The sequence below is a fragment of the Actinokineospora terrae genome, assembly GCF_900111175.1.
GTDB lineage: Bacteria > Actinomycetota > Actinomycetes > Mycobacteriales > Pseudonocardiaceae > Actinokineospora > Actinokineospora terrae.
In genome coordinates this window covers 190996-214852 of sequence record NZ_FOGI01000004.1, presented here as the reverse complement: position 1 = coordinate 214852, position 23857 = coordinate 190996, and the positions used below count along the sequence as shown (strand labels likewise).

Sequence of the window (23857 nt, the reverse complement as noted above, 5' to 3'; positions counted from 1 at the left end):
TGGGTCCGGCAGTCCGGACCTGGTAGCCCGCAGTCCGGACCCGACGGTCCGGACCTGGTGGCCCGTCGTGTGGCCCCGGTTTGGAGGTGTGTGCGGCCACCGGTTACCCTGTGCCGAAGTGCCTGGGCCTGCCCAGGTCCTCGTACGTGCGCCCGTCACCGGATCGTGTGTCTTGCGGTTCGGGCAGATGCGGGTAATACCAACGCGAAGGAGTGTCTGACGTGGCTGCCGTGTGCGACGTCTGTGGCAAGGGGCCAGGCTTCGGCAAGTCGGTCTCGCACTCGAACCGGCGGACCAACCGCCGCTGGAACCCGAACATCCAGACCGTGCACGCTCGCCTGGGCATCTCCCAGCGCAAGCGCCTCAACGTGTGCACCTCCTGCCTCAAGGCGGGCAAGGTCGTCCGCGGCTGATCGTTCGGCGAGTCACCCACAGCTTTCACCAGCAGGGCCGGTACCCACACGGGGACCGGCCCTGCTGGCGTTCCCGGGGCGGCCCGGAAAGGAGAACGGGCGGTACCGGAGGGAATCCGGTACCGCCCGTCCTGGGGTGTTCTAGCGCGCGCCTGCCTTGGCGGGCGTGCCGTTCTTGGCGCCAGCGGACTTCACCGCGGCGCCGAGGCTCTCGGCGAAGTGCTGGCGGGCTTCCTCCAGCACCGCGAAGGTGCCCGCGACCTGCTCGGACACCCGGCGCTCGAAGGCGTCGGCCTGTTCGTGGCGGGCGGTGGCGTCGGCGAGCTTGGCCTCGGCGTCGGCCACCAGCGCGCCCGCGTGCTTGTCGGCGGCGTCGCGCTGGGCCTTGATCTCGGCGTCGGCGGTGGTCCTGGCCTGGGTCAGCGCCTTCTCGGTGTCGGCCTTCTGCTTCTCGGCGTCGGCGACGAGCTTGGCGGCCGCCTTCTCCGCGGCCTCGCGCTGCGCCTTGATCTCGGCGTCGGACTTGGACCTGGCCTCGGCCAGCGCCTTCTCGGTGTCGGCCTTCTGCTTCTCGGCGTCGGCGACGAGCCGGGCGGCGGCCTTCTCGGCGCTGTCGCGCTGGGTCTTGATGGCGGCCTCGGCGCTGGCCCGCTGATCGGCGAGGGCCTGCTCGGTCTCCTCGGTCTGCGCGAGCAGCGCGGCCTCGATGGCGGCGGTCTGCTCGGCCAGGTTCGTCTCGACCTCGGTGGTGCGGGCGGCCAGCGCCTGCTCGACCTGCTCGGTGCGCTGCGCGATGGCGGCCTCGGCGCTCGCCCGCTTCTCGGCGAGCTCGCGCTCGGCCTGCTCCTCGGCGGCGGTGCGGCGGGCGGTGGACTCCGCGTCGAGCGCCTCGCGGACGCCCTGCGCCTCGGTGTCGAGCTGGTCGCGGTGCGCGGCGGCCTCGTCGTAGAGCTGCCCGATGCGCGTCTCGTTCGCCTTGGCCTGCTGCTCGATCTCGGCGCGGGCGTCGGCGAGCAGCTTCTTGTGCTCACCGGCGAGGGTGGCCCGCATCGTCTCGTACTCGGCGTCGAGCTCGGCGTGGTTGCGGGTGTAGTCGGCCTCGAGCTGCTTGCGCCGCTCCTCGAGGTCGACGATCAGCTTGTCGTGCCTGGCCCGCAGCTCCTTGGCGTAGGCGTCGGCCTCGCCCCTGGTCTTGGCGGAGGCGTCGTCGGCCTGCTTGGCGGTCTTGACCGCGTAGGCCTCCGCGTTGAGCCGGGTCTGCGCGGCGTAGTCGTCGGCGGCGGTGCGCGTTGCCGCCGAGTACCCGTCGGCTTCCTTGCGGGTGTTGGCGCCGTAGGCCTCGGCCTCGGCGCGGGTCGCGGCGCCGTAGTCGTCAGCCTGCCGCTTGAACTCGGCGATCTCCTCCTCGGCCAGCTGCATCATCAACCGCACCCGCTCGGTCATGCCCTCGGTGCTGTTGGGGTTGGCGCTGATCCGGTTGAGCCGGGTCGTGGTCTCCAGCAGTTGCTGCTGCAGCGAGCCGAGCGACTTGGTCAGCTCGGCGACCTTCGACGCTGCGTCGTCGCGGCCCTTGGACGCGTGGCGCAGGTCGTAGGTGAGGCGGGTGACCCGTTCGTTGACCTGGCGTGGGTTGTACCCGCGCAGAACGGTGTCGAAGTGCGGAAGTCGGTCGGTGGACTCGGCGTCACCAGAGGGCATTGCCCCACTTTAGTATGACCTCCGCGGGAGTGAACCCGCCGGAGTAGTTAATTCTCAGAGTGCGCGACACTGCGGAGTCGCACCACCGCGGTGGCCCCGACTCCGCTATGGATTGCCCTGCGGCGCCACGGGAGCGGCACATTGCCCGCGGCCCGGCTCCATCCGCAACGCCAGGTTGGGGATGCGCAACGGCCGCGGGATCGACATCACCGCGATCTGCCCGCGCACCTGGCGGAATTCCGCGAATGTCGCATCGATCCCGATCCGGTGTTCGGCGGCCGGAACGCGAAGCGGATTCGGTACGGAATTCCCCGCCGCGTCCTTGATCGTCGTGACGTCCTCCCCTGGCACGCCGATCTTCACCACACCGTCCATGTCCAACGCGCCGGTGGCGGTCACCACGTCGAGTTCCACGTTGTCGGTCCGGATCTCCCAAGTGGACCGGTCGCCGTCGCCGCCGGTGATGTAGACGGTGAACCAGGACCCCAGGACCTGTTGCTGGAACGACAGGCACAGCTCGTTCAGCCTGCCCTCGGCGAACCCCAGCCGCCCCACCCGCACCGACGTGGTGCTCCCGTCGGCGTTCTGCCGGGTGACGTCGCCGACCGACAGGCCGAAGTCGGTCCCGTACAGACCGCTGGTGGACAGCGACAGCGTGCCGCCTTGGACCACCACTTCCGACGCGATCGCCCCTTGGGCAACACGCGCCCCGAGAACCCCGGCAAGAGCCAGCGCGGGCAGCGCGAGCACCGCGGCTTTGCGCCAGTGCGTTCGCCCTTTCACGAGGTGCCCTTGCTGCTGACGGACAATGACGCACCAGGCAGCCGTACCGGATTGTCCCTACCCGAGGTGGGCGACGGGTTGAACGCTTTCAACGCGTAGAGGTCCATCCGCACGTCGCACAGGTGCACGCTCAACGAGATGCCCAGGCTCAACAGCCACGCGGCGGGCAGCACGCACAGCAGCAGCGGGCTGGACGCGTAGAGGTTGTTCGCCCACAGGTCGGTCTGCATCTGCTGCCCCGCTGCGTTGGTGCCGCCGAGTTGGGCGGTGCCGCTGGAGCCGAGGGTCAGCGCGTAGTCGGTGCGGCTACCGTCGGAGATGGTCAGGTCGTCGAGGGTGAGCGCGCGGAAGGTGTAGTGCGCGGCCTGGAACGACACCCCGTTGGCGTCGACGACCGTCTCGGTCCCCTTGTACTGGATGGAGGCCGCGTACCCGGCCCGCGCCGTGACCTTGAGCGGCTTGTCCCTCGGCGTGGTCAGGAACCCGATCTGCGGCGCCGGGGCAGGGGAGGCGACCAGGGCCGCGTCGGCGCTCAGGTAGGGCAGGTCCGGCACGACCGCGGTGCCGACGACCAGCGCGAGCGTCGCCCCGAACGCCAACGCCCGCCTCACGCGCCCACCCCGGCCTCCGGTGCGACGGCCCCGGGTGCGACGGCATTGGGCAGGGAGTCCTTTTCGGACTCGCGGACCCGCTTGGGCCCCCAGCCGAAGGTCATCGACCCGCCCAGGATGCCCAGCAGCATGCCGACCAGGAACCCGCCGAGGTTCGACCCGACCAGCGACGCCACCGCGAACAGCACCCCGAGGAACCCGGCCAGGTGCCGTGCCCCCGGCGCGAACCACGCGCACAGTCCGAACAGGACGAGACCGCCGCCGAGCAGGTACCCGGCGACCCCGCCGAACCCGGCGCCCAGCACCACCGCGATCGGCGCGAAGGTCAGCGACATGATCGCCCAGCCGCCCAGCACCATCCACAGCCCGCCCCAGAACGGCCTGGTCCGCCGGAAGTCGGCGAACCACCGCCACCCGGCCCCGATCACCCGGCCCGCTCGACGCAGTTCGCCCGCTGTCGTCATCGCGCCTGCCCCCTAGCAGTTGACGGTGCCGGGCACGATGCCCAGGTTCAGCCTCGGCAGCGTGATGTTGCCGCTGATCTCCGCGGTGTAGGCGTCGGCGGTCAGGCCGGTCACCTGCACCACGCCCGCCTCCAGGCCGAACGCGCCGACCGTGCCGCCGTCGAGCGGCTGCCCGCCCATCTGCACCTGGTGGGCGGTCTTGCCCAGCACCATCTCGGAGAACTGGCTCTGCGTGCCCTGCACGGCTTTCGCCTCCAGGATCAGGTTGTAGGCGTCGATGACGTCGGGCCCGCCGTTGGGCGTGCCGTCGACGGGGGAGCCCGCGTTGAGCTTGAGCGTGTAGGGCAGCCCGAGGATCGTCTGGTGGATCACCGCGCACAGGCCGTCGAGCTTGGCCGACTGGAACCCGGCGCGCGCCATCGCCTCGCCCCTGCCCGCCTGGCTGCCGTCCGCGAGTTGCCTGCTGTGCAGGAACGCGGCGAACCCGCTGCCGTTGACCTGGTCGGAGCGCAGCGTGAACGGCTGGCCCGCGACGAAGAAGTTGGCCGCGAGCGCGCCCTGGGCCATCGCCACGCCCAGCGCGGTGGTCAGCGCGGCGGCGGGCAGCGCGACGAGGGTGCTGCGACCCCACCTGGTGCCGTTGCGGGGTCCTCCGGCCTCGGCCCGCATCCGCTCGTTCCAGGCGCGCAGCGCGGCCCGCAGTCGGCTGTGCTCCGGTCGGGGCATCGGCGCTCCCAGCTGTGATCGGGCACCGGCCGCGGCGGGCAGACCCGTGCTGACCTGCGCGGGAGCCCGTCCGCCCCGGTGGTGGGGGACACCATGGCAAACGGCGTCGGGTACCGACAAGGGGCCAGTCGCCGTAGTTTGTGACCTTGGGTCACAGTTACTTGGACGTAACAGCTACACACCGTGAGGTCGGTAGACAAAGATTGCGAGTGATCTCAATGGTCAGTGCCCCGCGGGCAGATCAACGCCGTCGTGTCGCTCGTGACACCAGTCACTCTGCGTCGATATGTAACGTTTTGATAAGTACTACTGTGAGGTAACCTCACGCGCGTGGGAATCCGGGTCTGGCGGGTGGTCGGGGTGGTGACCGGGGTGCTCGGCGCGTTCGTCGTCGCGGCCGTCGTCGCCGTCGCGGTGCTCGCGATCCCGATCACCGGCGGGAGCATGGAACCGACCTTCCACGACGGTGACCGCGTGCTGCCGCACCCCTTCCTCGGCCCCGACGACGTCGAGCGCGGTGACGTCGTGGCGACCCGGTTCAGCGCCGACGGCCCGCTGGTCGTCAAGCGCGTCATCGCCGTCGCGGGAGACCGCGTGCGCATTGATCCCGGTCCGGTGGTCCGGGTGCTCCCCGCGGGCGAGAGCGAATGGCGCGCCATTCCCACCGCGGCCGACTGGGGTGCCAAGCCGGTCGAGTGCTGCGGCCCAGATGGAAAGGCCGCGCCCGTCGCCGCCGATGCCCTGGTGCCCGCCGGGAAACTGTTCCTGCTCGGCGACAACCCCGGCGGTTCCGACGATTCCCGCGCCTCCGGTTGGGCGCCCCGCGACCTGGTCCGTGCAATTGTCTGGACCACCGTGTGGCCGATCGGCGGCTGACCGCGAAAGGGATCACCGGGGCGTGGCAACTGGTGAACCTTGCCGCGGACCAGGTGCCCCAGTACCGAATTGCGGATGGACATCTCCCCGCACAGCGGATCTACCGGAACTTCCGGGCGAGTGGTGCGCGCCGGGCTCTTCGCCCTTCTGAGCGCCACGGCCCTGACTGCCACCGCCATGTCCTTCACCCCGACCGCGACCGCGGCGCCCGCCCCGACCCAGGGCTACGTCGTCGTCTTACGCCCAACCGAGGCAGCGGAGTTCGGCACCAGGGTCACCGCCCTGGCCGACCGCTACGACGCCCGCGTGGACCACCGGTACACCGCCGCCCTCACGGGTTTCTCCGCGCGCCTCACCGGTTCGGGCGCGAAAGCACTGGCCGCCGACCCCGCGGTCGCCTACGTCGTCCCCGACAGCCCCGTGCGGGCCCTCGGCGGGCAACCCAACCCCCCGTCCTGGGGCCTTGACCGGGTCGACCAGCGCAAGCTCCCGCTGGACAAGCGCTACCGCTACGACACCCTCGCCGACACCGTCACCGCGTTCATCCTCGACACCGGCGTCCGCGCGACCCACGTCGACTTCGGCGGCCGGGTCCGCGGCGGCCGTGACTTCGTCGACAACGACAACGATCCCGATGACCTGAACGGCCACGGCACGTTCCTCGCGGGCGTCGTGGGCGGTAAAGACTACGGGCTGGCAAAAGGTGTCAAGCTCGTCCCAGTGCGGGTGCTGGACAGGAACGGCTCCGGCAGTGTCTCCGGTGTCATCGCGGGGATCGACTGGATCACCGCCAACGCCGCCGGTCCGTCCGTGGTGAACATGAGCCTCGGCGGCCCCGCGAACCAGGCGCTCGACGCCGCCGTGCGCGCGTCCATCACGGCGGGCATCACCTACTCCGTGCCCGCCGGATCCTCTGGTGGCCAGGCGGGATCGGTCTCCCCGGCGCGGGTCACCGAGGCCATCACCTCGGCCAGTCTCACCAAGACCGACTGCGCCGCGGTGAACTCCAACTCGGGCCCCGCGGTCGACCTGTACGCGCCCGGTGTCGGCATCGTCGGACCCTGGATCACCGCCAACGACGCCAAGGCCACGCTCAGCGGCACCTCGCTCGCCGCGGCCCACACCACCGGCGCCGCCGCGCTGCGCCTGGCCGCCGACCCGACCCTCACCCCGGCGGGCGTGCAGACGGCGCTCGTGCGCGCCGCGAGCACCGGCGTGTGCGAACTCCCCGTGAACACACCGGATCGGATCCTCTACACCGGACCGTTCACCCGCTGAGCCGGTTGCCGCACCGGCGCGGCCGTCCGGGTGAGACCCCTGGCGCGACCGCCCCGGTGCCGGCAGCATCCCCGCCGGTGTGTCCGGCCTGGGGGCCTCGCGCGCGGACCCGCCGCACGTCACGTTCGACGGGACGCGTGTCGTCCTGACCGAGAGGATCCACCGTGCCCCCAGGTGGGAGGCGGCCGCGCGGCATGCCGTTCGCCGTGCTGCTGACCGTCGTCGGCGCCGCGCTCGGCACCAGCCCGGTCCCCGCGTCGGCCGACCCCGAGCCCGACCGGTTCGTCCCGCGCGGCAGCGTCCGCGAGGCCCCGGTCGACCTGCCCGGCGCCATGGCCCGCTTCTGGGCGGCCTACTCGGCGGGCGACGACACCCGCAAGGTCTCGGCGATCCTCGACGCCCTGCTGCGCGCCGAGGGCCCGTCCAGCGACCAGGCGCGCCGGGCGGTGCGGATGCTCGCCGCGCACTCGGCAGGCGACCAGCGGCGCGCCTGGTGCGAGCGGCTCGACCTGCTCGGCGCCCCGGCCCCGCTCCGGCACGCCGCCTTCGTCGGCGCCGCGCTCACCGCCTCCGACCGCGCGTTCGGCCTGACCCGGCAGGCACCGGTGTCGACGGCGCCGGCCGCCTACGCCGGTCACGTGGCAGCCAGGATGACCGATGGCGACGCCGCGACCTTCTACTGGAGCGACGGCGCGCCCCGGCCCGGCACCCAGTTCGTGCTCGACCTCGGCCGGGTCCGCCCGGTCCAGGGCGTCGCGGTGGCCATGGGCACCGCCAGCCGCCCGCGCGACTTCCTGCGCGCCGGGGTGCTGGAGGGCTCGGTCGACGGCGTCGCCTGGACGACCGTGCGGCAGCTGCCCGGTTTGCCCACTGTGACCGCCACCCTGGGCCCGGACCCGCGTGATGTTCGTTACCTGCGGTTGCGCGCCACCGCGGGCCAGCGGCACTGGCTGGCCGTGCGGGAGGTCTCGGTGCGGCCCGCCCCCGCCGACGCCGCCACCGACGGCGACGCCACCACGGCCTACCGGGTCGCGGGCGGGCCCGTGGTGGTCAACCTGGGCGTCGACCAGCCGGTCGACCGGATCGTGGTGCTCGCCGACCGCGGCACCCACCAGGGCACCCCGGTGCAGGTCCGCGACGGGGGCGGGACCTGGCGCACCGTGGGCAGGCTGGGCGGCGAGTACACCGACGTGGCCGCCCGCGGGATCGTCGCCGGGCAGGTGCGGGTGCTGTTCGGTCCCGACTCGACTGGGACCGCCGTCCGTGAGATCGTGGTGCGGCCCGCGCGGTGAACGCCCGTTAATCGGTGCCGCCGAGACAAGGGGCCGATCGGGGCGCAAATCTTCCCAGAACCGGCTCGAAGCGGCGGAAAACCTAGAATCCCGATCGATCAGGATGGCGCCTGTCACGTGGGACTATGTTCCCGACGCGTGGGACATCCGGGATAATCTCCTCCGACCGACTTCTCCAGGTAGCAGGAGGTAACCGGGCATGTTCCGCAAGGTGCTCGTCGCCAACCGAGGCGAGATCGCCATCCGGGCGTTCCGAGCCGGGTACGAACTCGGCGCTGGGACTGTCGCGGTCTTCCCCTACGAGGACCGCAACTCCCCGCACCGGATGAAGGCCGATGAGGCCTACGAGATCGGCGAGCCCGGTCACCCCGTGCGCGCCTACCTCTCCGTCGAGGAGATCGTGAAGGCCGCGCGCAAGGCGGGTGCCGACGCGGTCTACCCCGGCTACGGCTTCCTCTCCGAGAACCCGGAGCTGGCCAGGGCCTGCGCCGAGGCCGGGATCACCTTCGTCGGCCCCGACGCCGACATCCTGGAGCTCACCGGCAACAAGGCGCGCGCCATCGCCGCCGCCCGCGAGGCCGGGCTGCCGGTGCTGCGCTCCACCGCGCCGTCCACCGACGTCGAGGCGCTGCTGACCTCGGCCGAGGAGATCGGGTTCCCGATCTTCGTCAAGGCCGTCGCCGGCGGCGGTGGCCGCGGCATGCGCCGGGTCGAGGACGCCTCGACGCTGCGCGAGTCGCTGGAAGCGGCCATGCGCGAGGCCGAGTCGGCCTTCGGCGACGCCACGGTGTTCCTGGAGCAGGCCGTGCTCGACCCGCGGCACATCGAGGTGCAGATCCTCGCCGACGGCGCGGGCAACGTGATCCACCTCTACGAGCGGGACTGCTCGCTGCAGCGCCGCCACCAGAAGGTCATCGAGATCGCGCCCGCGCCCAACCTCGACCCCGCGCTGCGCGACCGCATCTGCGCCGACGCGGTGGCCTTCGCCCGCCACATCGGCTACCAGAACGCGGGCACCGTCGAGTTCCTGCTCGACACCCGCGGCAACCACGTCTTCATCGAGATGAACCCGCGCATCCAGGTCGAGCACACGGTCACCGAGGAGGTCACCGACGTCGACCTGGTGCAGTCGCAGCTGCGCATCGCCTCCGGGGAGACCCTCACCGACCTGGGCCTCACCCAGGACGACATCTACCTGCGCGGCGCCGCGCTGCAGTGCCGGATCACCACCGAGGACCCCGCCAAGGGCTTCCGCCCGGACACCGGCATGATCAGCGCCTACCGCTCGCCCGGCGGCAGCGGCATCCGCCTCGACGGCGGCACCGCGGCGGGCGCCGAGGTCAGCGCCCACTTCGACTCGATGCTGGTGAAGCTCACCTGCCGCGGCCGCGACTTCCCGGCCGCGGTGCGCAGGGCCAAGCGGGCCGTCGCCGAGTTCCGCATCCGCGGCGTGGCCTCCAACATCCCGTTCCTGCAGGCCGTGCTCGACGACGAGGACTTCGTCGCGGGCCGGGTCACCACCGCGTTCATCGAGCAGCGCCCGCACCTGCTGACCGCGCGCAGCTCCGCCGACCGCGCCACCCGGCTGCTGACCTACCTCGCCGACGTCACGGTGAACAAGCCGCACGGCCCGCGCCCGCACGTGATCGACCCGAGGGAGAAGCTGCCCGCGGTGGACCTGGCCGCCGAGCCGCCCGCGGGCACCAAGCAGAAGCTCGTCGAGCTCGGCCCGGAGGGCTTCGCCCGCTGGATGCGCGAGAACACGCGGGTGGGCGTCACCGACACGACCTTCCGCGACGCGCACCAGTCGCTGCTGGCGACCCGGGTCCGCACCAAGGACCTGCTGGCCGTCGCGCCGCACGTCGCCCGCACCACCCCCGAGCTGTTCTCCGTGGAGTGCTGGGGCGGCGCCACCTACGACGTCGCGCTGCGCTTCCTCGCCGAGGACCCGTGGGAGCGGCTGGCGGCGCTGCGCGAGGCGGTGCCCAACATCTGCCTGCAGATGCTGCTGCGCGGCCGCAACACCGTCGGCTACACCCCGTACCCGACGGAGGTGACCGACGCGTTCGTCCGCGAGGCCACCGACACCGGCATCGACATCTTCCGCATCTTCGACGCCCTCAACGACGTCGAGCAGATGCGGCCCGCGATCGAGGCGGTCCGCGAGACCGGCACCGCGATCGCCGAGGTCGCCCTCTGCTACACCGCCGACCTGTCGGACCCGGCCGAGCAGCTCTACACCCTCGACTACTACCTCAAGCTGGCCGAGCAGATCGTCGGCGCAGGCGCGCACGTGCTCGCCGTCAAGGACATGGCGGGCCTGCTGCGCCCGCCCGCCGCGGCCCGGCTGATCACCGCGCTGCGCAAGGAGTTCGACCTCCCGGTCCACCTGCACACCCACGACACCGCAGGCGGGCAGCTGGCCACCTACCTGGCCGCCATCCAGTCCGGTGTGGACGCCGTGGACGGTGCCGTCGCGTCGTTGTCGGGCACCACGTCGCAGCCGTCGCTGTCGGCGATCGTGGCCGCCACCGACCACAGCGACCGGGAGACCGGCCTGTCGTTGCAGGCGGTGTCGGACCTGGAGCCCTACTGGGAGACCGTGCGCCGGGTGTACGCGCCGTTCGAGGCGGGCCTGCCCGCGCCGACCGGCCGCGTCTACCACCACGAGATCCCCGGCGGTCAGCTGTCGAACCTGCGCACCCAGGCCGTCGCGCTCGGCCTCGGCGACCGGTTCGAGGACATCGAGACCATCTACGCCGCCGCGGACCGGATGCTGGGCCGCCTGGTCAAGGTCACCCCGTCCTCCAAGGTCGTCGGCGACCTGGCGCTGCACCTGGTCGGCGCGAACGTCGACCCCAAGGAGTTCGAGGCCGACCCGGGCCGCTTCGACATCCCGGACTCCGTCGTCGGCTTCCTGCACGGCGAGCTGGGCGACCCGGCCGGTGGCTGGCCGGAGCCGTTCCGCAGCAAGGCGCTCAAGGGCCGCCCCGCGCCCAAGGGCGTCGCCGAGCTGACCGAGGCCGACCGCACCGGCCTGGCCGAGGACCGCCGCGCGACCCTCAACCGGCTGCTGTTCCCCGGCCCCACCAAGGAGTACCTGGCCCACCGCGACCAGTACGGCGACACCAGCGTGCTGGCCAGCAAGGACTTCTTCTTCGGCCTGCAGCAGGGCAAGGAGTACGCCGTCGAGCTCGACCGCGGCGTGACGCTGCTGCTGGAACTGGAGGCGGTCGCCGAGGCCGACGAGCGCGGCATGCGGACGGTCCTGGCCACCCTCAACGGCCAGCTCCGCCCGATCCAGGTCCGCGACCGCTCGGTCGCCTCGGACCTGCCCGCCGCGGAGAAGGCCGACCGGTCCAACGCCAACCACGTCGCCGCCCCGTTCGCGGGCGTGGTCACCCTCGCGGTGGCCGAGGGCGACGCGGTCGAGGCGGGCGCGACCGTCGCGACCATCGAGGCGATGAAGATGGAGGCCGCGATCACCGCCCCGAAGGCGGGCACCGTGACCCGACTCGCGATCGGCGCCGTCCAGCAAGTCGAAGGCGGCGACTTGCTCGTCGTGCTCGCCTAGGAAACTGCCGGTCCGCACCCCACCGCACCCGTTGACGACAGCGGGGCGGTGGGGTGCTGCCTGTCCGGGAAACTACGTACCCCGGGCGTGACCTGGCTCCCAGGACGCGGTGAAAGCCCAGGCCAATGCGCCCGCACCCGCTCCGGGGCCGCCGTGGCGGTGGAGTGCGGCGCCGCCGCCGAGTAGACATCCGGGGGTCGGGGTGCTGGTGCGGGCCGCCTGCTCCCAGCCCGTGGTGCGCGCTTGGGGGTGGGCTGCGGCGTCGGGCGGCCCGCCGGGCGATCGGCCTAGGGTGGCTTGGTGGCCACTGGGGACGAGCTGACCGCGGCGCGGCGCGTTCCGGTCTCGACGTTCGTCGGCCGGGACCGCGACCTGCGCCTGCTCGCCGACCGCGTGCGCGCCACCAGGATGCTGACCGTCCACGGCGCCGGTGGCGTCGGGAAGACCGAGCTGGTGCGCCGGATGGTGCCGGACTACCCGGCGCCGGTGCACTTCGCCGACCTCACCCAGGTGGCCGACCCCGGTCTCCTCGCGACGGTCGTCGCCGACTCGGTCGGTGTCCGCGACCACTCCGCGCGGCCCCCGCTGGCGGCCCTGGTGGACCACTTCGGCGAGCGCGCCGCCTTGCTGGTGCTGGACAACTGCGAGCACCTGGCAGGCGAGGTCGCCGACCTGGCCGCCGCGCTGCTGGCCAGCGCCCCCGCGCTGCGGGTGGTCGCGACGAGCCGGATCGCGCCGCTGCACGTGCCGGGGGAGCGGCTGTACCGGTTGGAACCGTTGGCACTGCCCGCACCCGGCGCCGCGCTGGCGGACGTGCTGGCGACCGACTCGGTGCGGCTGCTGGTCGACCGGGCCGGTGAGGCCACCCCGGACTTCGCCGTCACCGCCGCCAACCTGGCCGACGTGGTCCACCTGGTGCGCAGGCTCGACGGCCTGCCGCTGGCCACGACCCTGGCCGCCGCCCGGCTGCGGACGCTGACCGTCGGGCAGTTGGCGCACCGGCTCGACAGCGCGTTCACGGTCCTGGCGTCGCGGCGGCGTGACCTGGCCCCGCACCACCGCGCGCTGGTCGGGGTCCTCGACTGCACCCACCGCCTCTGCGACGTGCAGGAGCAGCTCGCCTGGGAGCGGCTCTCGGTGTTCGAGGCCGGGTTCGACCTCGACGCGGCCGAGGACGTCTGCGCGGACGGCGCGGTGATCACCAGGGACCGGGTGCTCGACCTGGTGGACGGTCTGATCCAGAAGTCCGTGCTGGACCGCTGCGGCGAGGACGGCGTCGCCCGCTACCGGATGCTGGAGACGACCAGGCAGTACGCGGGGGAGCGGCTCGCCGACCGCGGCGAGACCGCGCAGGTGCGCGACCGGCACCTGCGGCACTACCACGACTTCGCCACCACGGCGGCCGCGAAGTGGTTCGCCCCTGGAGAACGGGAACTGCACTGGGTCAACCGCGCGGTCGCCGAGTTCGCGAACCTGCGCGCCGCCATGCAGTACGCCAGCGACACCGGCGGCGAGACCGCCGTGGTGGGCCTGGGCATCGCGGCCGCGCTGGCGAACCTGCGGGTGTGGTTCTTCCGCGGCACCATCCGCGAGGGCTACCACTGGCTCAACCAGCTGCTGGCCGTGCAGCCGCCGTCCTCACCGCTGCCGCCGCGGGTCGAGGCCGCGGTGAACGCGTGCTGGATCGCGGTCTGCATGGGCGACAAGGCCCGCGCGGACGCCGCCCTGGCGCGCTGCCGGGCCCTCGCCCCGCGCGACCCGGCCACCGCCTTCGCCGAGGGCACCCACCGCCTGGTCATCAACGGCGACTCGGCCGCCATCCACCAGCTCGCCCGCGCCAGGCAGGAACTGTCCACCGCGGGCCGCCGCGGCGCCGCGCACATGGCGGGCCTGTTCTGGGGCATGGCCGCCGCGTTCCTCGGCACCGCCACCCAGGCCCGCGCGGTCAGCGCCGAGATCCACACCGAGGCCACCACCCACGGCGCCGCCTGGGCCACCAGCTGGACCCGCTGGGTCCAGGCCCTCACCGAACTCCGCCACGGCTCCCCGACCCGGGCGGTGACCCTGTTCCGCCGCTCCCTGGCCGAACAACGCTCCTGGGACGAACGCTGGGGCGCCGTCTGGAGCATCCACGGCATAGCCTGGTCCCTCGCCGCCGCGGGGGACCACACCCACGCCACCCAAGCCCTCGGCGTAACCCACACCCTCCGCACCACAACCGGCGTCCAGATCATCGCCATGCCCCCCTTCGGCGACCTGCACACCGAGGTTGAGCGTCAGTGCTTGCGTGCTTTGGGGCTGGCTAGGTACCGGGAGCTGTTCGAGTCCGGGGCTGGGCTGGGGCAGGCTGAGGGGCAGGCTGTCGCGTTGGCCGAGGTGTCTACTGTGGACGATCCGTGGTTGGAGATCACTGCTCGGGAGCGGGAAGTGGCCGAGCTGGCGGCGCAGGGGTTGAGCAATCGGGAGATCGCTGAGCTGCTGCGGATCGGGGTCCGGACGGTGGAGACGCATGTGCGGCGGTTGCTGCCGAAGTTGGGGCTGCGGAGACGGGCGCAGTTGCCGCGGTGGTTCGCTGACCATGCTCGGCCGCGGAGTGCTTGAGGGGCGGGGTGGCCCGTAGGACTGCTTGCCAGTCTCTCGCTCCGCAACAGCTTGCTGGAGGCGTTGTGCGACGGACTCGGTTCGGGTCGCTGTGGCGATTCTTTCGCAGGCCCTCAGGGTGGCGTTTCGTCGATGATCGGTAGACGCCCGCCACGCAGAGGTGTCTACCCAGCGTGGCGCGAGTGCTGGCAAGTCGCTTGGCGCAAGGAGCTACAGCGTGTCCAGATCGGAGTACTTTGGCCGTCGCCGACCCCTCGCTTGCGTCTCGGATACGTATTTTTCGAGTGTCCGGAACGGGGAAATGCTGTCTGCTCCGAGTAGCTCACGCTCGGCCTTAACGAACACCTCTATAGCTTGCCACAGCTTGACGGCGCGGTAGTTCACGCTGGAAAGAAGCTCAGGATCCAGAATCTTCGTGCCCCGCAAGACTGCTAGTCCTTGGTAGAAGTACGCGACGCTATAGACAGCATCTCGGACCTCCTTGGGAAGTCCCGATATGCCCAGTTCGGCGTCGTACTCCTGTCTGAGCTTTGAGCAGATGAATGCATAATTGTCGTGGAAGTCGCCTGAACGGAACTCGTTGAGTAGCAGCACGTAGGCGGGGAGGAAGGTCGACCTTCGTTGAAGATTCCGTTGCTGCGTCGCGAGTATGGTCGACGCTATCAGAGCGATGCCCGATAGGCAGATGGCGACAATGTTGATCGGCACGGACACTAAGTCGTTCGCAGTCGACGAAATGTTTCGCTGGCAGGTTGAGAGTGTGCGGCTCTAGTGGGACTGCCTCGATAGTGCTGTGAGGGCTATTCGGGGAATCGTCAATCCAGTCTTGTGCGACCCCTGATCGTGCAAGTGGTGGCCCGTTTGGGGCAGTTCGGGGGGGGGCTTTGGTGGGTTGATCTTGAGCTGAGGGCAGTCCGGCTCTTGGTCTCGGCTTCGCCGTCGATGATCTCGCCTCGCCTTCGGCATTGGCCTGGGCGCGAGTTTTGAGCTTTGCTCGATGGGGTGGACTTGTTTTGTGCGGGGCCTTGGCAGCACCCGTGGCAGAACCACAAAGCAGGGGCCGAAAAGCAGGCCCTGCCGCGTGGACGACGCTACGGGCACTGCTCCCCCACACAAAACAAGTCCACCCCATCGAGCAGTTGGCACCAGCGACTCCGAGGAGCGATTCAGGGCCAACGTCGTAGAGGGGCGCGCGAGGGCCAACGTCTGTGAGGGCCGGGTGTGGGCCAACGTCTGTGAAGGCGTGGGTACTGCTGCTCTCCTACGCCGCCCGGAGCGTTCAGGGGTTAGTCGGGCCAGGTGGGGTTTGAGGTGATTACGGTGAGGCGTTGGGTGGCTCGGGTCAAGGCCACGTAGAGGGTGCGGGGGCCGGTGGAGGACTCGCGGATGAGCTCCTCCGGTTCCACCAAGACCACCGCGTCGTACTCCAAGCCCTTCGACTCCAGGCCGTCTACTACGCGGAGGCGGGGGTTGCCGACTTCTTCGGCTGCCGTGCGCAAGGTGTCGACGCGGCTGGTGGCGGTGATGATGCCTACTGTGCCGTCGACTGTGGTCAGGAGGTCTTGGGCTGACTCGATCGCGGACTTCGTCAGGGCGGTGGTGACCAGGATGATCGGGTCGACGCCGGTGGAGCGGACGGCGTGGGGGAGTTGGTCGGGGGTGGCGACGTCGCGGACTACCTTGCCTGCCAGGTCGAAGATCTCGGCCGAGTTGCGGTAGTTGGTGCGCAGGCCGAAGCGGCGGCGTTGGGTTCGGGGGCCGCCGAAGGCCGCGTCCATGGCCTGTCGGGCCTCGGCGGGGTCCGGCCAGGAGCTCTGCACCGGGTCGCCGACGACGGTCCAGCTGGCGTACTTGCCGCGGCGGCCGACCATGCGCCACTGCATGGGGGACAGGTCCTGGGCCTCGTCGACGACGATGTGGGAGTACTCGTCGTAGTCCTGGCGGCGGCCGCTGGCGACCGACACCGGGGCGAACGGGTCGTGCTCCACCCGCCTGCGCCGCTTCGGGGGCCTGCCCAGCAGCACGCGCAGTTCGTCGAGCAGCGCGATGTCGGCCACCGACCAGCCCGGCTTGGTCCACGAGTCCGCCACCATGTCCACTTCGGACCGGGTGAGCACCCGCCCGGCGGCCCGCGCCAGCACCTTGCGGTCGGCGAGACCGCGCAACACCTCCGCGGGCGACAGCAGCTGCCACCACATGACCACGAACTTGTGGAAATCGATGCGCTCACCGATGTCGCGGATCAGCTCCGCCCGCTTCACCGGATAGTCCTCGTACGAGTCCGCCTTGCGCCACAACGCTTCCAGCAACGCCTCCGCGGCGTCCACTCGCGACTGGTTCGGCGGCCTGCGCCCGTTGTGCACCGCGGCGCGCACCCCCACCAGGTCCCGCGCCTCGAGCTTGAGCACCTCGCCCCGGTACATGATCCGCAGCTCGGTCGGCGCGTCCACCGGGGCCTCGCGGATCGCGCGCTTGAGGATCCGGCGCATCTGCAGCGACCCCTTGACCGCGGCGACCGGCGCCGGGTCCACCCTGGTCGCCGCCGCGCCGTCGAGCAGGTCCGACAGCGACCGCAGCTCCACGTTGTCCTCGCCCATCGACGGCAGGACGCGCGAGATGTACGAGGTGAACGCGGGCGACGGGCCGACCACGAGCACGCCCGTGCCGCCCATCCGCCGCCGGTCCCGGTAGAGCAGGTACGCCACCCGGTGCAGCGCGACCGCCGTCTTGCCGGTGCCCGGCCCGCCGGTGATCTCGGTGACCCCGCGCCACGGCGCCCGGATCGCCTCGTCCTGCTCCTTCTGGATGGTGGCGACGATGTCGCGCATGTTCTCGCCGCGCGCCCTGGTCAGGCTCGCGATCAGCGCACCCTCGCCGACCACCGCCATCGAGTCCAGCCTGCTCTCCGGCATCAGCAGGTCGTCGTCGATGTCGACCACGGACTGTCCGGTCGAGCGGATCACCCTGCGCCGGATCACCTGCATCGGCATCTCGGCCGTCGCCTGGTAGAACGGCGCCGCGGCGGGTGCGCGCCAGTCGGTCACCAGGTTCTCGAAGTCCCCGTCGCGCACCCCAAGCCTGCCGACGTACTGCGTCTCGCCGTCGGTGCTGTCCAACCGGCCGAACACCAGGCCCTCGTGCTCGGCGTCGAGCGTGCGCAGGATCTGGGTGGCGTGGCGGACCATCACGTCCCGCTCGAACAGCATCGCGGCCTGCTCGAACACGGCCTCGTTGCGCGCGCCGTGGGCGAGCGCGTCACCCCGGGTGCGCATGGCCTCCGCCTCGTGCCGCATCTCGGCGACGCGGGCGTAGACGACGTCGACGTGCTTCTGCTCGACCGCGATCTCGGCCTCTCTCACAGAGGTTTCCGACACGCAGCTCTCCCGGGGTGTTCTTCGGACGGAAGAGTGAGATTACGCGTTCGCGTGCGCGGGTGAATCGGTCGCCGGGTGGATGTGCTGTGCCTCACCCGCCCACCGCCCCCTGCCTCACCCGCCCGCCGCCCCCTGCCTCACCCACCCACCGCCCCCGGACTCACCCGGTTCCCGGCGAGCGGGCGGTCGTCGGGCACGATGACCGGGTGACCAGGATCGTGGCGGGCGTCGCCGGTGGCCGCAGGCTGGCCGTGCCGCCCAAGGGGACGCGGCCCACCGCCGACCGGGTCAGGGAGTCCCTGTTCAGCGCGCTCGCCGCCGCGGTCGACCTCGACGGGGCCAGGGTCCTCGACCTCTACGCGGGCTCCGGCGCGCTGGGTCTGGAAGCCCTCTCCCGCGGCGCCGCCCTGGTCACCCTGGTCGAACACGACCGCACCGCCGTGACCGTGCTGCGCCGCAACGCCGAGACCGTCGCGCTCCCCGGCGTCGACATCCGCGCCTCCCGGGTGGACCGCGTGCTCGCCGTCCCCCCGGGCCGCCCCTACGACCTGGTCTTCGCCGACCCCCCGTACGCCCTCGACGACGCGGAGCTGGCGGAGGTGCTGGCCGCGCTCGCGGTGGGCTGGCTCGCCGAGGACGCCACCGTCGTGGTGGAGCGGTCCACCCGGTCCGGTGACCCGAGGTGGCCCGCCGCGCTGGTGCCCACCCGCTCCCGCCGCTACGGGGAGACCACAGTGCACTGGGCGGCCCACCGACCCGGGTGAGCGCGGTGACAGCGGCCCGTGCGCGGCCGGTCCGGCTGCTACGGTCCGGATCATGACGCGCGCGGTCTGCCCGGGCTCATACGACCCGCCAACCAACGGCCACCTCGACATCATCGAGCGGGCCGCCGCCCTGTTCGACGAGGTCGTGGTCGCCGTCATGATCAACAAGAGCAAGCGCGGGCTGTTCACCGTCGACGAACGGCTGGCGCTGCTGGCCGAGACCGCGGCGCACCTGCCCAACGTGCGGGTCGACTCCTGGCACGGCCTGCTGGTCGACTTCTGCCGCGAACGCGACGTCCAGGCCATCGTCAAGGGCCTGCGCGCGGTCAGCGACTTCGACTACGAGCTGCAGATGGCCCAGATGAACCAGGGCCTCACCGGCGTCGAGACCATGTTCATGCCGACCAAGCCGCTCAACAGCTTCCTGTCCAGCTCCCTGGTCAAGGAGGTCGCGACCTACGGCGGCGACGTCACCCACCTGCTCCCGCCCACCGTGCACAAGCGACTCCTCGCCCGCCTGGCCGAGAACCGGGCCGCCGACTGACACCGGACCGTCGCTGCCAACTGGGGAACGATGCCGGGCGGGGACGTGGGGGTGGGTGGCGGGAGAGAGTGTTACAACGGCAGCTTCATCCCGATGTGGCTGGCTACGAATCCCAGGCGTTCGTAGAAGCGGTGGGCGTCCTTGCGGGACACGTCGGTGGTCAGCTGCACCATGATCGCGCCGCGGTCCCCGGCCTCGCGCACCGCCCATTCGATGAGCGCCTGGCCCAGTCCGCTGCCGCGGTGCGCCGAGTGGACCCGCACTCCCTCGATCGTGGCGCGGGTCGCCCCCAACCGGGACAGCCCCGGCGTCAGCGTCAGCTGGAGCGTCCCGACCACCTCGTCGTCGACCTCGGCCACCACCAGCAGCTGCCTCGGGTCGGCCGCGATCTCGGCGTACGCCTCGTCGTAGCGCGGGTCGCCCGGCTGCTCGCGCGTCGCGCCGAGCGGGTCGTCGGCGAGCATGGCCACGATCGCGGGGACGTCCTCGGCGCGGGCGGGGCGGATCAGCACGTTCACAGCCTGCCACAGCCCGGTTCACGCCACCGACAGCTGATGATCACCCAACCTGGTTACTTTCGGTGAATGAGCAACCTCGCTGTGAAGTCCCCCGCTGTGCAGTCCCAGGTGACCAGGACCAAGAGCGTCACCGCCGTGCTCGCCCTCGTCTTCGCCGCGCTCGGCTTCTTCGGCGGACAGGCAACCGCGACCCCGGTCGCCACCCCTGTCTCCGCCGCCCAGCCCGCGTGTGGCAATACGTCCTCTTACACCCGCGTCGCCCTGTCGAGCCTGCCCTCGCAGGCCACCGACACCTACCGTCTTATCCGCGCCGGCGGTCCGTTCCCGTACCCGCAGGACGGCGTCGTCTTCCAGAACCGCGAGCGGATCCTCCCCGCCTGCTCGACCGGCTACTACCACGAGTACACGGTCAAGACCCCCGGCTCCTCGACCAGGGGCGCCCGCCGCATCGTCACCGGCAACGGCGGTGAGTACTTCTACACCTCCGACCACTACGCCTCGTTCCGCCTGATCACCTTCTAGTCCCTACCGACCAGTCCCTACCGGGTCCGACCGAGGTCGCGACGTGGCCGCCGGGGGACACGCCGGCGGCCACGTCCCCCGAGGGCCGTCGCCGAGCGGGCAGAATCTCCGCGCGGGGGTGTCGTGCCCGTACGGCGACCGGGCGGAGGAGGAGTCGTGTACAAGGTCTTCGAGGCCATCGATGAGCTGGTCACGATCGTGGAGGAGGCCAGGGGCCTGCCGATGACCTCCGGCTGCGTGGTGCCCCGCGGCGACGTCCTCGAGCTGCTCGACGAGATCCGCGACGCGCTGCCCGCCGAGGTCGACGACGCCCAGGACGTGCTCGACCGCAAGGACGAGATCATCGGCTCCGCCGAGCACCAGTCCGAGCAGGCGCTGAGCAAGGCCACCATGGAGGCGGAGAACGCGATCGCCGCCGCCCGCGCCCAGGCCGAGTCGCTGATCGCCGAGGCGACCGCGCACGCCGACCGGCTGGTGGCCGACGCCCGCGACGAGGCCGACCGCGCCGTGGCCGCCGCCCGCGCCGAGTACGAGAGCCTGGTCGGCCGCTCCCAGGTCGAGGCCGACCGGATGCTGCAGGCGGGTCGCGAGTCCTACGAGCGCGCCATCGAGGAAGGCCGCTTCGAGCAGGGCAGGCTCGTCTCCCAGACCGAGGTCGTGCAGGCCGCGCACGCCGAGTCCGCCCGCGTGCTCGACGCGACCGCCGAGGAGGCGGCCCGCCAGCGCGCCGAGTGCGACGCCTACGTCGACGGCAAGCTCGCCGAGTTCGAGGACCTGCTCACCCACACCCTGCGCACCGTCGGCAAGGGCCGCTCGCGCCTGCGCGGCCCGGTGAGCGTGTCCGCCGCGGTGCCCTTCGACTACGACGGCGGCTGATTTCCGGCTGGCCACCGCCGTCGCGTACTCTGTCGTGGCTGTGCTTGGGCAGAGCGGCCGTGTTCCGACCCGGCTGCTCGCGCTCCGGCGCGGCAGGCAACCACTTGCCACGAGAACCGCCAACCCCCCGCGTCGAAGGTGCTGACCAGAACCGCCATGTCCGCGAACCGCAAGGGCTCGTCCCGCCAGGTGCTCTCCGGCCCGTGGGTCATCGATACCCGCGAGCTGGGCAGGCGCCCCGGCTCGAGCAGGTCGGTGCGCCGCACCGCCACCGCGACCTACGTCCTCGGCCTCGAGGGCGTCATCGGCGTGCCGGTCGGGGCCGAGGTCGAGCTGGACCTGCTGCTCGAGTCGGTGGTCGAGGGCGTGCTGGTCACCGGCACCGCCGACGGCCCGCTGGCCGGGGAGTGCTCGCGCTGCCTCGACCCGATCACCGACGAGGTTACCGTCCGCGTCACCGAGCTGTTCGCCTACCCGGACAGCACGACCGACGAGACCACCGACGACGACGAGGTCAGCAGGCTGGTCGACGAGCGGCTCGACCTGGAGCCGGTGGTGCGCGACGCGGTCGTGCTCGCCGTCCCGCACGTGCCGCTGTGCGCCGAGGACTGCCCCGGGTTGTGCGCGGGGTGCGGCGGCAAGTGGGCCGATCTCGGGCCGGATCACCGGCATGAGACCATTGACCCTCGGTGGGCCGCGCTGCAAGAGCGGTCCCAACAGGACCAGGGGCACTAGGCCCCACCCGCGTCCTGCACAACAGCTCGGCAGAGGAGAGTCAGTCGTGGCCGTCCCCAAGCGGAAGATGTCGCGTTCGAACACCCGCGCGCGCCGTTCTCAGTGGAAGACCACCGCGGTGTCGCTGGTCAGCTGCTCGAACAAGGCCTGCCGCGCGCCCAAGCCGCAGCACATCGCCTGCCCCACCTGCGGCCAGTACAACGGCCGCCAGGTTACGCAGCCCGCGTAACCCCGGCGGAAGCAGATCCACGGCATGGGGGGTAAAGCGTCCCGAGGTCCGCGCGCGGACCCGGAAACGCTGCTCGACGCGCTCGGCGTCCGGTTGGGCGCCGAGCTGCTCGTGCTCGCCTTGACGCACCGCTCGTACGCGTACGAGAACGGCGGCCTGCCGCCCAACGAGCGGCTGGAGTTCCTGGGCGACGCGGTGCTCGGTCTGGTCGTGACCGACCACCTCTACCGGGCGCACCCCGACCGCCCCGAGGGCTACCTGGCGAAGCTGCGCGCGAGCGTGGTCAACATGCACGCGCTGGCCGACGTCGCCAGGACGCTGGGCGAGGGCGGGCTCGGCGCGCACCTGCTGCTGGGCAAGGGCGAGGAGCTCACCGGCGGCCGCGACAAGGCCAGCATCCTCGCCGACGGCATGGAGGCCGTGATCGGCGCGGTGTACCTCGAGCACGGCATCGAGGTCGCCAGGGCGGTCGTGCACCGGCACTTCGACCCGAAGCTGGAAGCGGCGTCGGGGATGGGCGCGGGCCTGGACTGGAAGACCAGCCTCCAGGAGCTGACCGCATCGGCCGGTCTCGGCGTGCCCGAGTACCGGGTCCGCGAAGAGGGCCCGGACCACCGCAAGGAGTTCACCGCCATCGTCGTGGTGAACGGCCAGGGTTACGGCAACGGCGACGGCCGGACCAAGAAGGAAGCCGAGCAGAAGGCCGCGGAAGCGGCGTGGACCGAGCTCAGCGCGAAGGTCAAGTCACCCTCCCCAGACGACGGTGCCTGAACTCCCCGAGGTCGAGGTGGTCCGGCGCGGCCTGCAGGACCACGTGGCAGGCCGGGTGGTGTCGCGGGTCGAGGTCATGCACCCGCGGGCGATCCGCCGCCACCTGCCCGGCACGGTCGACTTCGGCGGCCGCATCGCCGGGCGCGAACTCGTCGCCGCCCGCCGCCGCGGCAAATACCTGTGGGTCGACCTGAGTTCCGGTGAGGCCGTGCTGGCGCACCTGGGCATGAGCGGCCAGATGCTCGTCCAACCGCCCGGCACCCCGGACGAGAAGCACCTGCGCGTCCGGCTGACCTTCGCCGACGACGGCCCCGAACTCCGCTTCGTCGACCAGCGCACCTTCGGCGGCCTCTCGGTCGAACCCGTGGTCACCGTCGACGGCGTGCCGCTCCCCGCCCCGATCGCCCACATCGCGCGTGACCCCATGGACCCGGCCTTCGACCGCACCGCCGCGATCGCCGCCCTGCGCCGCCGTCGCACCGAGGTCAAACGCGCCCTCTTGGACCAGACCCTCGTCTCCGGCATCGGCAACATCTACGCCGACGAAGCCCTGTGGCACGCCCGCCTCCACTGGGCCCGCCCAACAGACGCTCTTACCCCGCGCAAAACCGGCGAACTCCTCGACGCCGCCACCGCCGTCATGAACGCCGCCCTCGACGTCGGCGGCACCTCTTTCGACGCGCTGTACGTGAACATCAACGGCCAGTCGGGCTATTTCGACCGGTCCTTGAACGCTTATGGCCAAGAGGGCCTTCCGTGCCCACGCTGCGGCCGCGCGATTCAACGGGAGCCTTTCATGAACCGCTCCTCTTTTTCGTGCCCCCGCTGTCAACCCCGCCCCACCACTTCCTGACCCCCCTCGGCAGCCCGCCCCGCGCTATGGCCCTGACCTGCCGATTCCCAGTTGTCCCCATCCCCTCCAGTTATCCCCACCCCGCCCCTGACCTCTTGTTCCACCCCCGCCGCCTGCCGTAATCTTGGCTTCGGGGCGGCCCCCGGGTGGGTGGGGGCCTGTCCTTTTTTGGACCGGCGGCGGCGGAATGTCAAGGGCTCGAGCGGATTAATTGCCGAGGGGCTGAGAATCCTGGTCGGGCCGAGAGAATTTGGCCGATAGCGTGTTCTTCGCGGCTGATCGAACAAGCAGAAATCCGTTGTGCGGGACAGGGCACGGGTTCTGGCTGGCGAGTCAAGTCGGTTGGGTCGGCGGA

At 71.4% G+C, this 23857-nt stretch carries 22 protein-coding genes; 14 read left to right on the top strand and 8 right to left on the bottom strand.

The features are described 5' to 3' along the window. Positions 1 to 221 precede the first annotated feature (221 nt). On the top strand, positions 222 to 413 hold the full coding sequence (gene rpmB / locus BMY07_RS09515; protein ID WP_018682090.1) for a 50S ribosomal protein L28: 192 nt from the start codon (positions 222 to 224) through the stop codon (positions 411 to 413). Between the two features lie 141 nt (positions 414 to 554). Here the strand turns inward: rpmB and BMY07_RS35865 are convergent, their stop codons facing one another. From BMY07_RS35865 to BMY07_RS09490, 5 genes are all read right to left on the bottom strand, one after another. After that, positions 555 to 2111, bottom strand: a complete 1557-nt coding sequence (locus tag BMY07_RS35865; protein WP_092776633.1) for a coiled-coil domain-containing protein — start codon at positions 2109 to 2111, stop codon at positions 555 to 557. Between the two features lie 105 nt (positions 2112 to 2216). After that, positions 2217 to 2894, bottom strand: a complete 678-nt coding sequence (locus tag BMY07_RS09505) for a DUF6230 family protein (RefSeq protein ID WP_143073418.1) — start codon at positions 2892 to 2894, stop codon at positions 2217 to 2219. Beyond that, the gene (locus BMY07_RS09500) at positions 2891 to 3505 is read right to left on the bottom strand and encodes a hypothetical protein (protein ID WP_092776629.1); all 615 of its coding nucleotides are present in this window, start codon (positions 3503 to 3505) and stop codon (positions 2891 to 2893) included. The genes BMY07_RS09505 and BMY07_RS09500 overlap by 4 nt, the downstream gene beginning before the upstream one ends. After that, the gene (locus BMY07_RS09495; protein WP_092776627.1) at positions 3502 to 3969 is read right to left on the bottom strand and encodes a DUF6114 domain-containing protein; all 468 of its coding nucleotides are present in this window, start codon (positions 3967 to 3969) and stop codon (positions 3502 to 3504) included. Before BMY07_RS09495 ends, BMY07_RS09500 begins: the two co-directional genes overlap by 4 nt. Before the next feature lie 12 nt (positions 3970 to 3981). Then, a complete protein-coding gene (locus tag BMY07_RS09490) occupies positions 3982 to 4695 on the bottom strand; it encodes a DUF6230 family protein (RefSeq protein WP_092776625.1) in 714 nt (237 codons plus the stop codon). A 330-nt stretch (positions 4696 to 5025) separates the two neighbouring features. Here BMY07_RS09490 and lepB point away from each other — a divergent pair, with 330 nt between their 5' ends. The 5 genes from lepB (at position 5026) to BMY07_RS09465 (ending at position 14316) form a co-directional block, all read left to right on the top strand. Further along, positions 5026 to 5571, top strand: a complete 546-nt coding sequence (gene lepB, locus BMY07_RS09485) for a signal peptidase I (protein ID WP_092776623.1) — start codon at positions 5026 to 5028, stop codon at positions 5569 to 5571. Between the two features lie 177 nt (positions 5572 to 5748). After that, positions 5749 to 6849, top strand: coding sequence for a S8 family peptidase (locus BMY07_RS09480; protein ID WP_245782292.1), 1101 nt, complete (start codon positions 5749 to 5751; stop codon positions 6847 to 6849). Positions 6850 to 7013: 164 nt separating this feature from the next. Then, on the top strand, positions 7014 to 8141 hold the full coding sequence (locus BMY07_RS09475) for a discoidin domain-containing protein (RefSeq protein WP_143073417.1): 1128 nt from the start codon (positions 7014 to 7016) through the stop codon (positions 8139 to 8141). A 199-nt stretch (positions 8142 to 8340) separates the two neighbouring features. Next, complete coding sequence (locus BMY07_RS09470; protein ID WP_092776617.1) at positions 8341 to 11715, top strand: pyruvate carboxylase; 3375 nt, start codon at positions 8341 to 8343, stop codon at positions 11713 to 11715. 300 nt (positions 11716 to 12015) lie between these two features. After that, complete coding sequence (locus tag BMY07_RS09465; RefSeq protein WP_092776615.1) at positions 12016 to 14316, top strand: ATP-binding protein; 2301 nt, start codon at positions 12016 to 12018, stop codon at positions 14314 to 14316. Between the two features lie 210 nt (positions 14317 to 14526). Here BMY07_RS09465 and BMY07_RS33590 read toward each other — a convergent pair whose 3' ends face one another. Both BMY07_RS33590 and BMY07_RS09460 read right to left on the bottom strand, forming a co-directional pair. Further along, positions 14527 to 15024: a DUF4760 domain-containing protein gene (locus BMY07_RS33590; protein WP_177215509.1), complete on the bottom strand. Its 498-nt coding sequence runs from the start codon at positions 15022 to 15024 to the stop codon at positions 14527 to 14529. Between the two features lie 578 nt (positions 15025 to 15602). Next, positions 15603 to 17690, bottom strand: a complete 2088-nt coding sequence (locus BMY07_RS09460) for a HelD family protein (protein WP_092776613.1) — start codon at positions 17688 to 17690, stop codon at positions 15603 to 15605. Between the two features lie 206 nt (positions 17691 to 17896). Between BMY07_RS09460 and rsmD the strand changes: the two genes are divergently transcribed. Next, on the top strand, positions 17897 to 18454 hold the full coding sequence (gene rsmD / locus BMY07_RS09455) for a 16S rRNA (guanine(966)-N(2))-methyltransferase RsmD (RefSeq protein ID WP_092776612.1): 558 nt from the start codon (positions 17897 to 17899) through the stop codon (positions 18452 to 18454). A gap of 52 nt (positions 18455 to 18506) precedes the next feature. Beyond that, entirely contained in the window at positions 18507 to 18998 is a 492-nt protein-coding gene (coaD, locus tag BMY07_RS09450; RefSeq protein ID WP_092776610.1) for a pantetheine-phosphate adenylyltransferase, read from the top strand. 71 nt (positions 18999 to 19069) lie between these two features. Here the strand turns inward: coaD and BMY07_RS09445 are convergent, their stop codons facing one another. Then, positions 19070 to 19510 (bottom strand): GNAT family N-acetyltransferase, encoded by a 441-nt coding sequence (locus BMY07_RS09445; RefSeq protein WP_218150636.1) that lies wholly within the window; start codon positions 19508 to 19510, stop codon positions 19070 to 19072. 72 nt (positions 19511 to 19582) lie between these two features. On the opposite strand from BMY07_RS09445, the gene BMY07_RS09440 reads away from it, so the two are divergent. From BMY07_RS09440 to mutM, 6 genes are all read left to right on the top strand, one after another. Then, complete coding sequence (locus BMY07_RS09440; protein ID WP_092776608.1) at positions 19583 to 20038, top strand: guanyl-specific ribonuclease; 456 nt, start codon at positions 19583 to 19585, stop codon at positions 20036 to 20038. A 156-nt stretch (positions 20039 to 20194) separates the two neighbouring features. Continuing rightward, the gene (locus BMY07_RS09435) at positions 20195 to 20914 is read left to right on the top strand and encodes a DivIVA domain-containing protein (RefSeq protein ID WP_092776606.1); all 720 of its coding nucleotides are present in this window, start codon (positions 20195 to 20197) and stop codon (positions 20912 to 20914) included. Positions 20915 to 21070: 156 nt separating this feature from the next. Then, a complete protein-coding gene (locus tag BMY07_RS09430; protein WP_092776604.1) occupies positions 21071 to 21649 on the top strand; it encodes a YceD family protein in 579 nt (192 codons plus the stop codon). Positions 21650 to 21695: 46 nt separating this feature from the next. Further along, positions 21696 to 21878 carry a 50S ribosomal protein L32 gene (gene rpmF / locus BMY07_RS09425; protein WP_092776602.1) on the top strand — a complete coding sequence of 61 codons (183 nt, stop codon included), beginning with the start codon at positions 21696 to 21698 and terminating at the stop codon, positions 21876 to 21878. Between the two features lie 24 nt (positions 21879 to 21902). After that, positions 21903 to 22649, top strand: coding sequence for a ribonuclease III (rnc, locus tag BMY07_RS09420; protein WP_092776600.1), 747 nt, complete (start codon positions 21903 to 21905; stop codon positions 22647 to 22649). Continuing rightward, positions 22642 to 23502 carry a bifunctional DNA-formamidopyrimidine glycosylase/DNA-(apurinic or apyrimidinic site) lyase gene (mutM, locus tag BMY07_RS09415; protein ID WP_092776598.1) on the top strand — a complete coding sequence of 287 codons (861 nt, stop codon included), beginning with the start codon at positions 22642 to 22644 and terminating at the stop codon, positions 23500 to 23502. The genes rnc and mutM overlap by 8 nt, the downstream gene beginning before the upstream one ends. The last annotated feature ends 355 nt before the right edge of the window (positions 23503 to 23857 follow it).

Coding starts and splice junctions, on each gene's coding strand:
- BMY07_RS09480 (WP_245782292.1), top strand. CDS start 5,749: ATGTCCTTCACCCCGACCGCGACCGCGGCGCCCGCCCCGACCCAGGGC.
- BMY07_RS35865 (WP_092776633.1), bottom strand. CDS start 2,111: ATGCCCTCTGGTGACGCCGAGTCCACCGACCGACTTCCGCACTTCGAC.
- BMY07_RS09470 (WP_092776617.1), top strand. CDS start 8,341: ATGTTCCGCAAGGTGCTCGTCGCCAACCGAGGCGAGATCGCCATCCGG.
- BMY07_RS09495 (WP_092776627.1), bottom strand. CDS start 3,969: ATGACGACAGCGGGCGAACTGCGTCGAGCGGGCCGGGTGATCGGGGCC.
- BMY07_RS09440 (WP_092776608.1), top strand. CDS start 19,583: ATGAGCAACCTCGCTGTGAAGTCCCCCGCTGTGCAGTCCCAGGTGACC.
- coaD (WP_092776610.1), top strand. CDS start 18,507: ATGACGCGCGCGGTCTGCCCGGGCTCATACGACCCGCCAACCAACGGC.
- BMY07_RS09430 (WP_092776604.1), top strand. CDS start 21,071: ATGTCCGCGAACCGCAAGGGCTCGTCCCGCCAGGTGCTCTCCGGCCCG.
- BMY07_RS09490 (WP_092776625.1), bottom strand. CDS start 4,695: ATGCCCCGACCGGAGCACAGCCGACTGCGGGCCGCGCTGCGCGCCTGG.
- rnc (WP_092776600.1), top strand. CDS start 21,903: ATGGGGGGTAAAGCGTCCCGAGGTCCGCGCGCGGACCCGGAAACGCTG.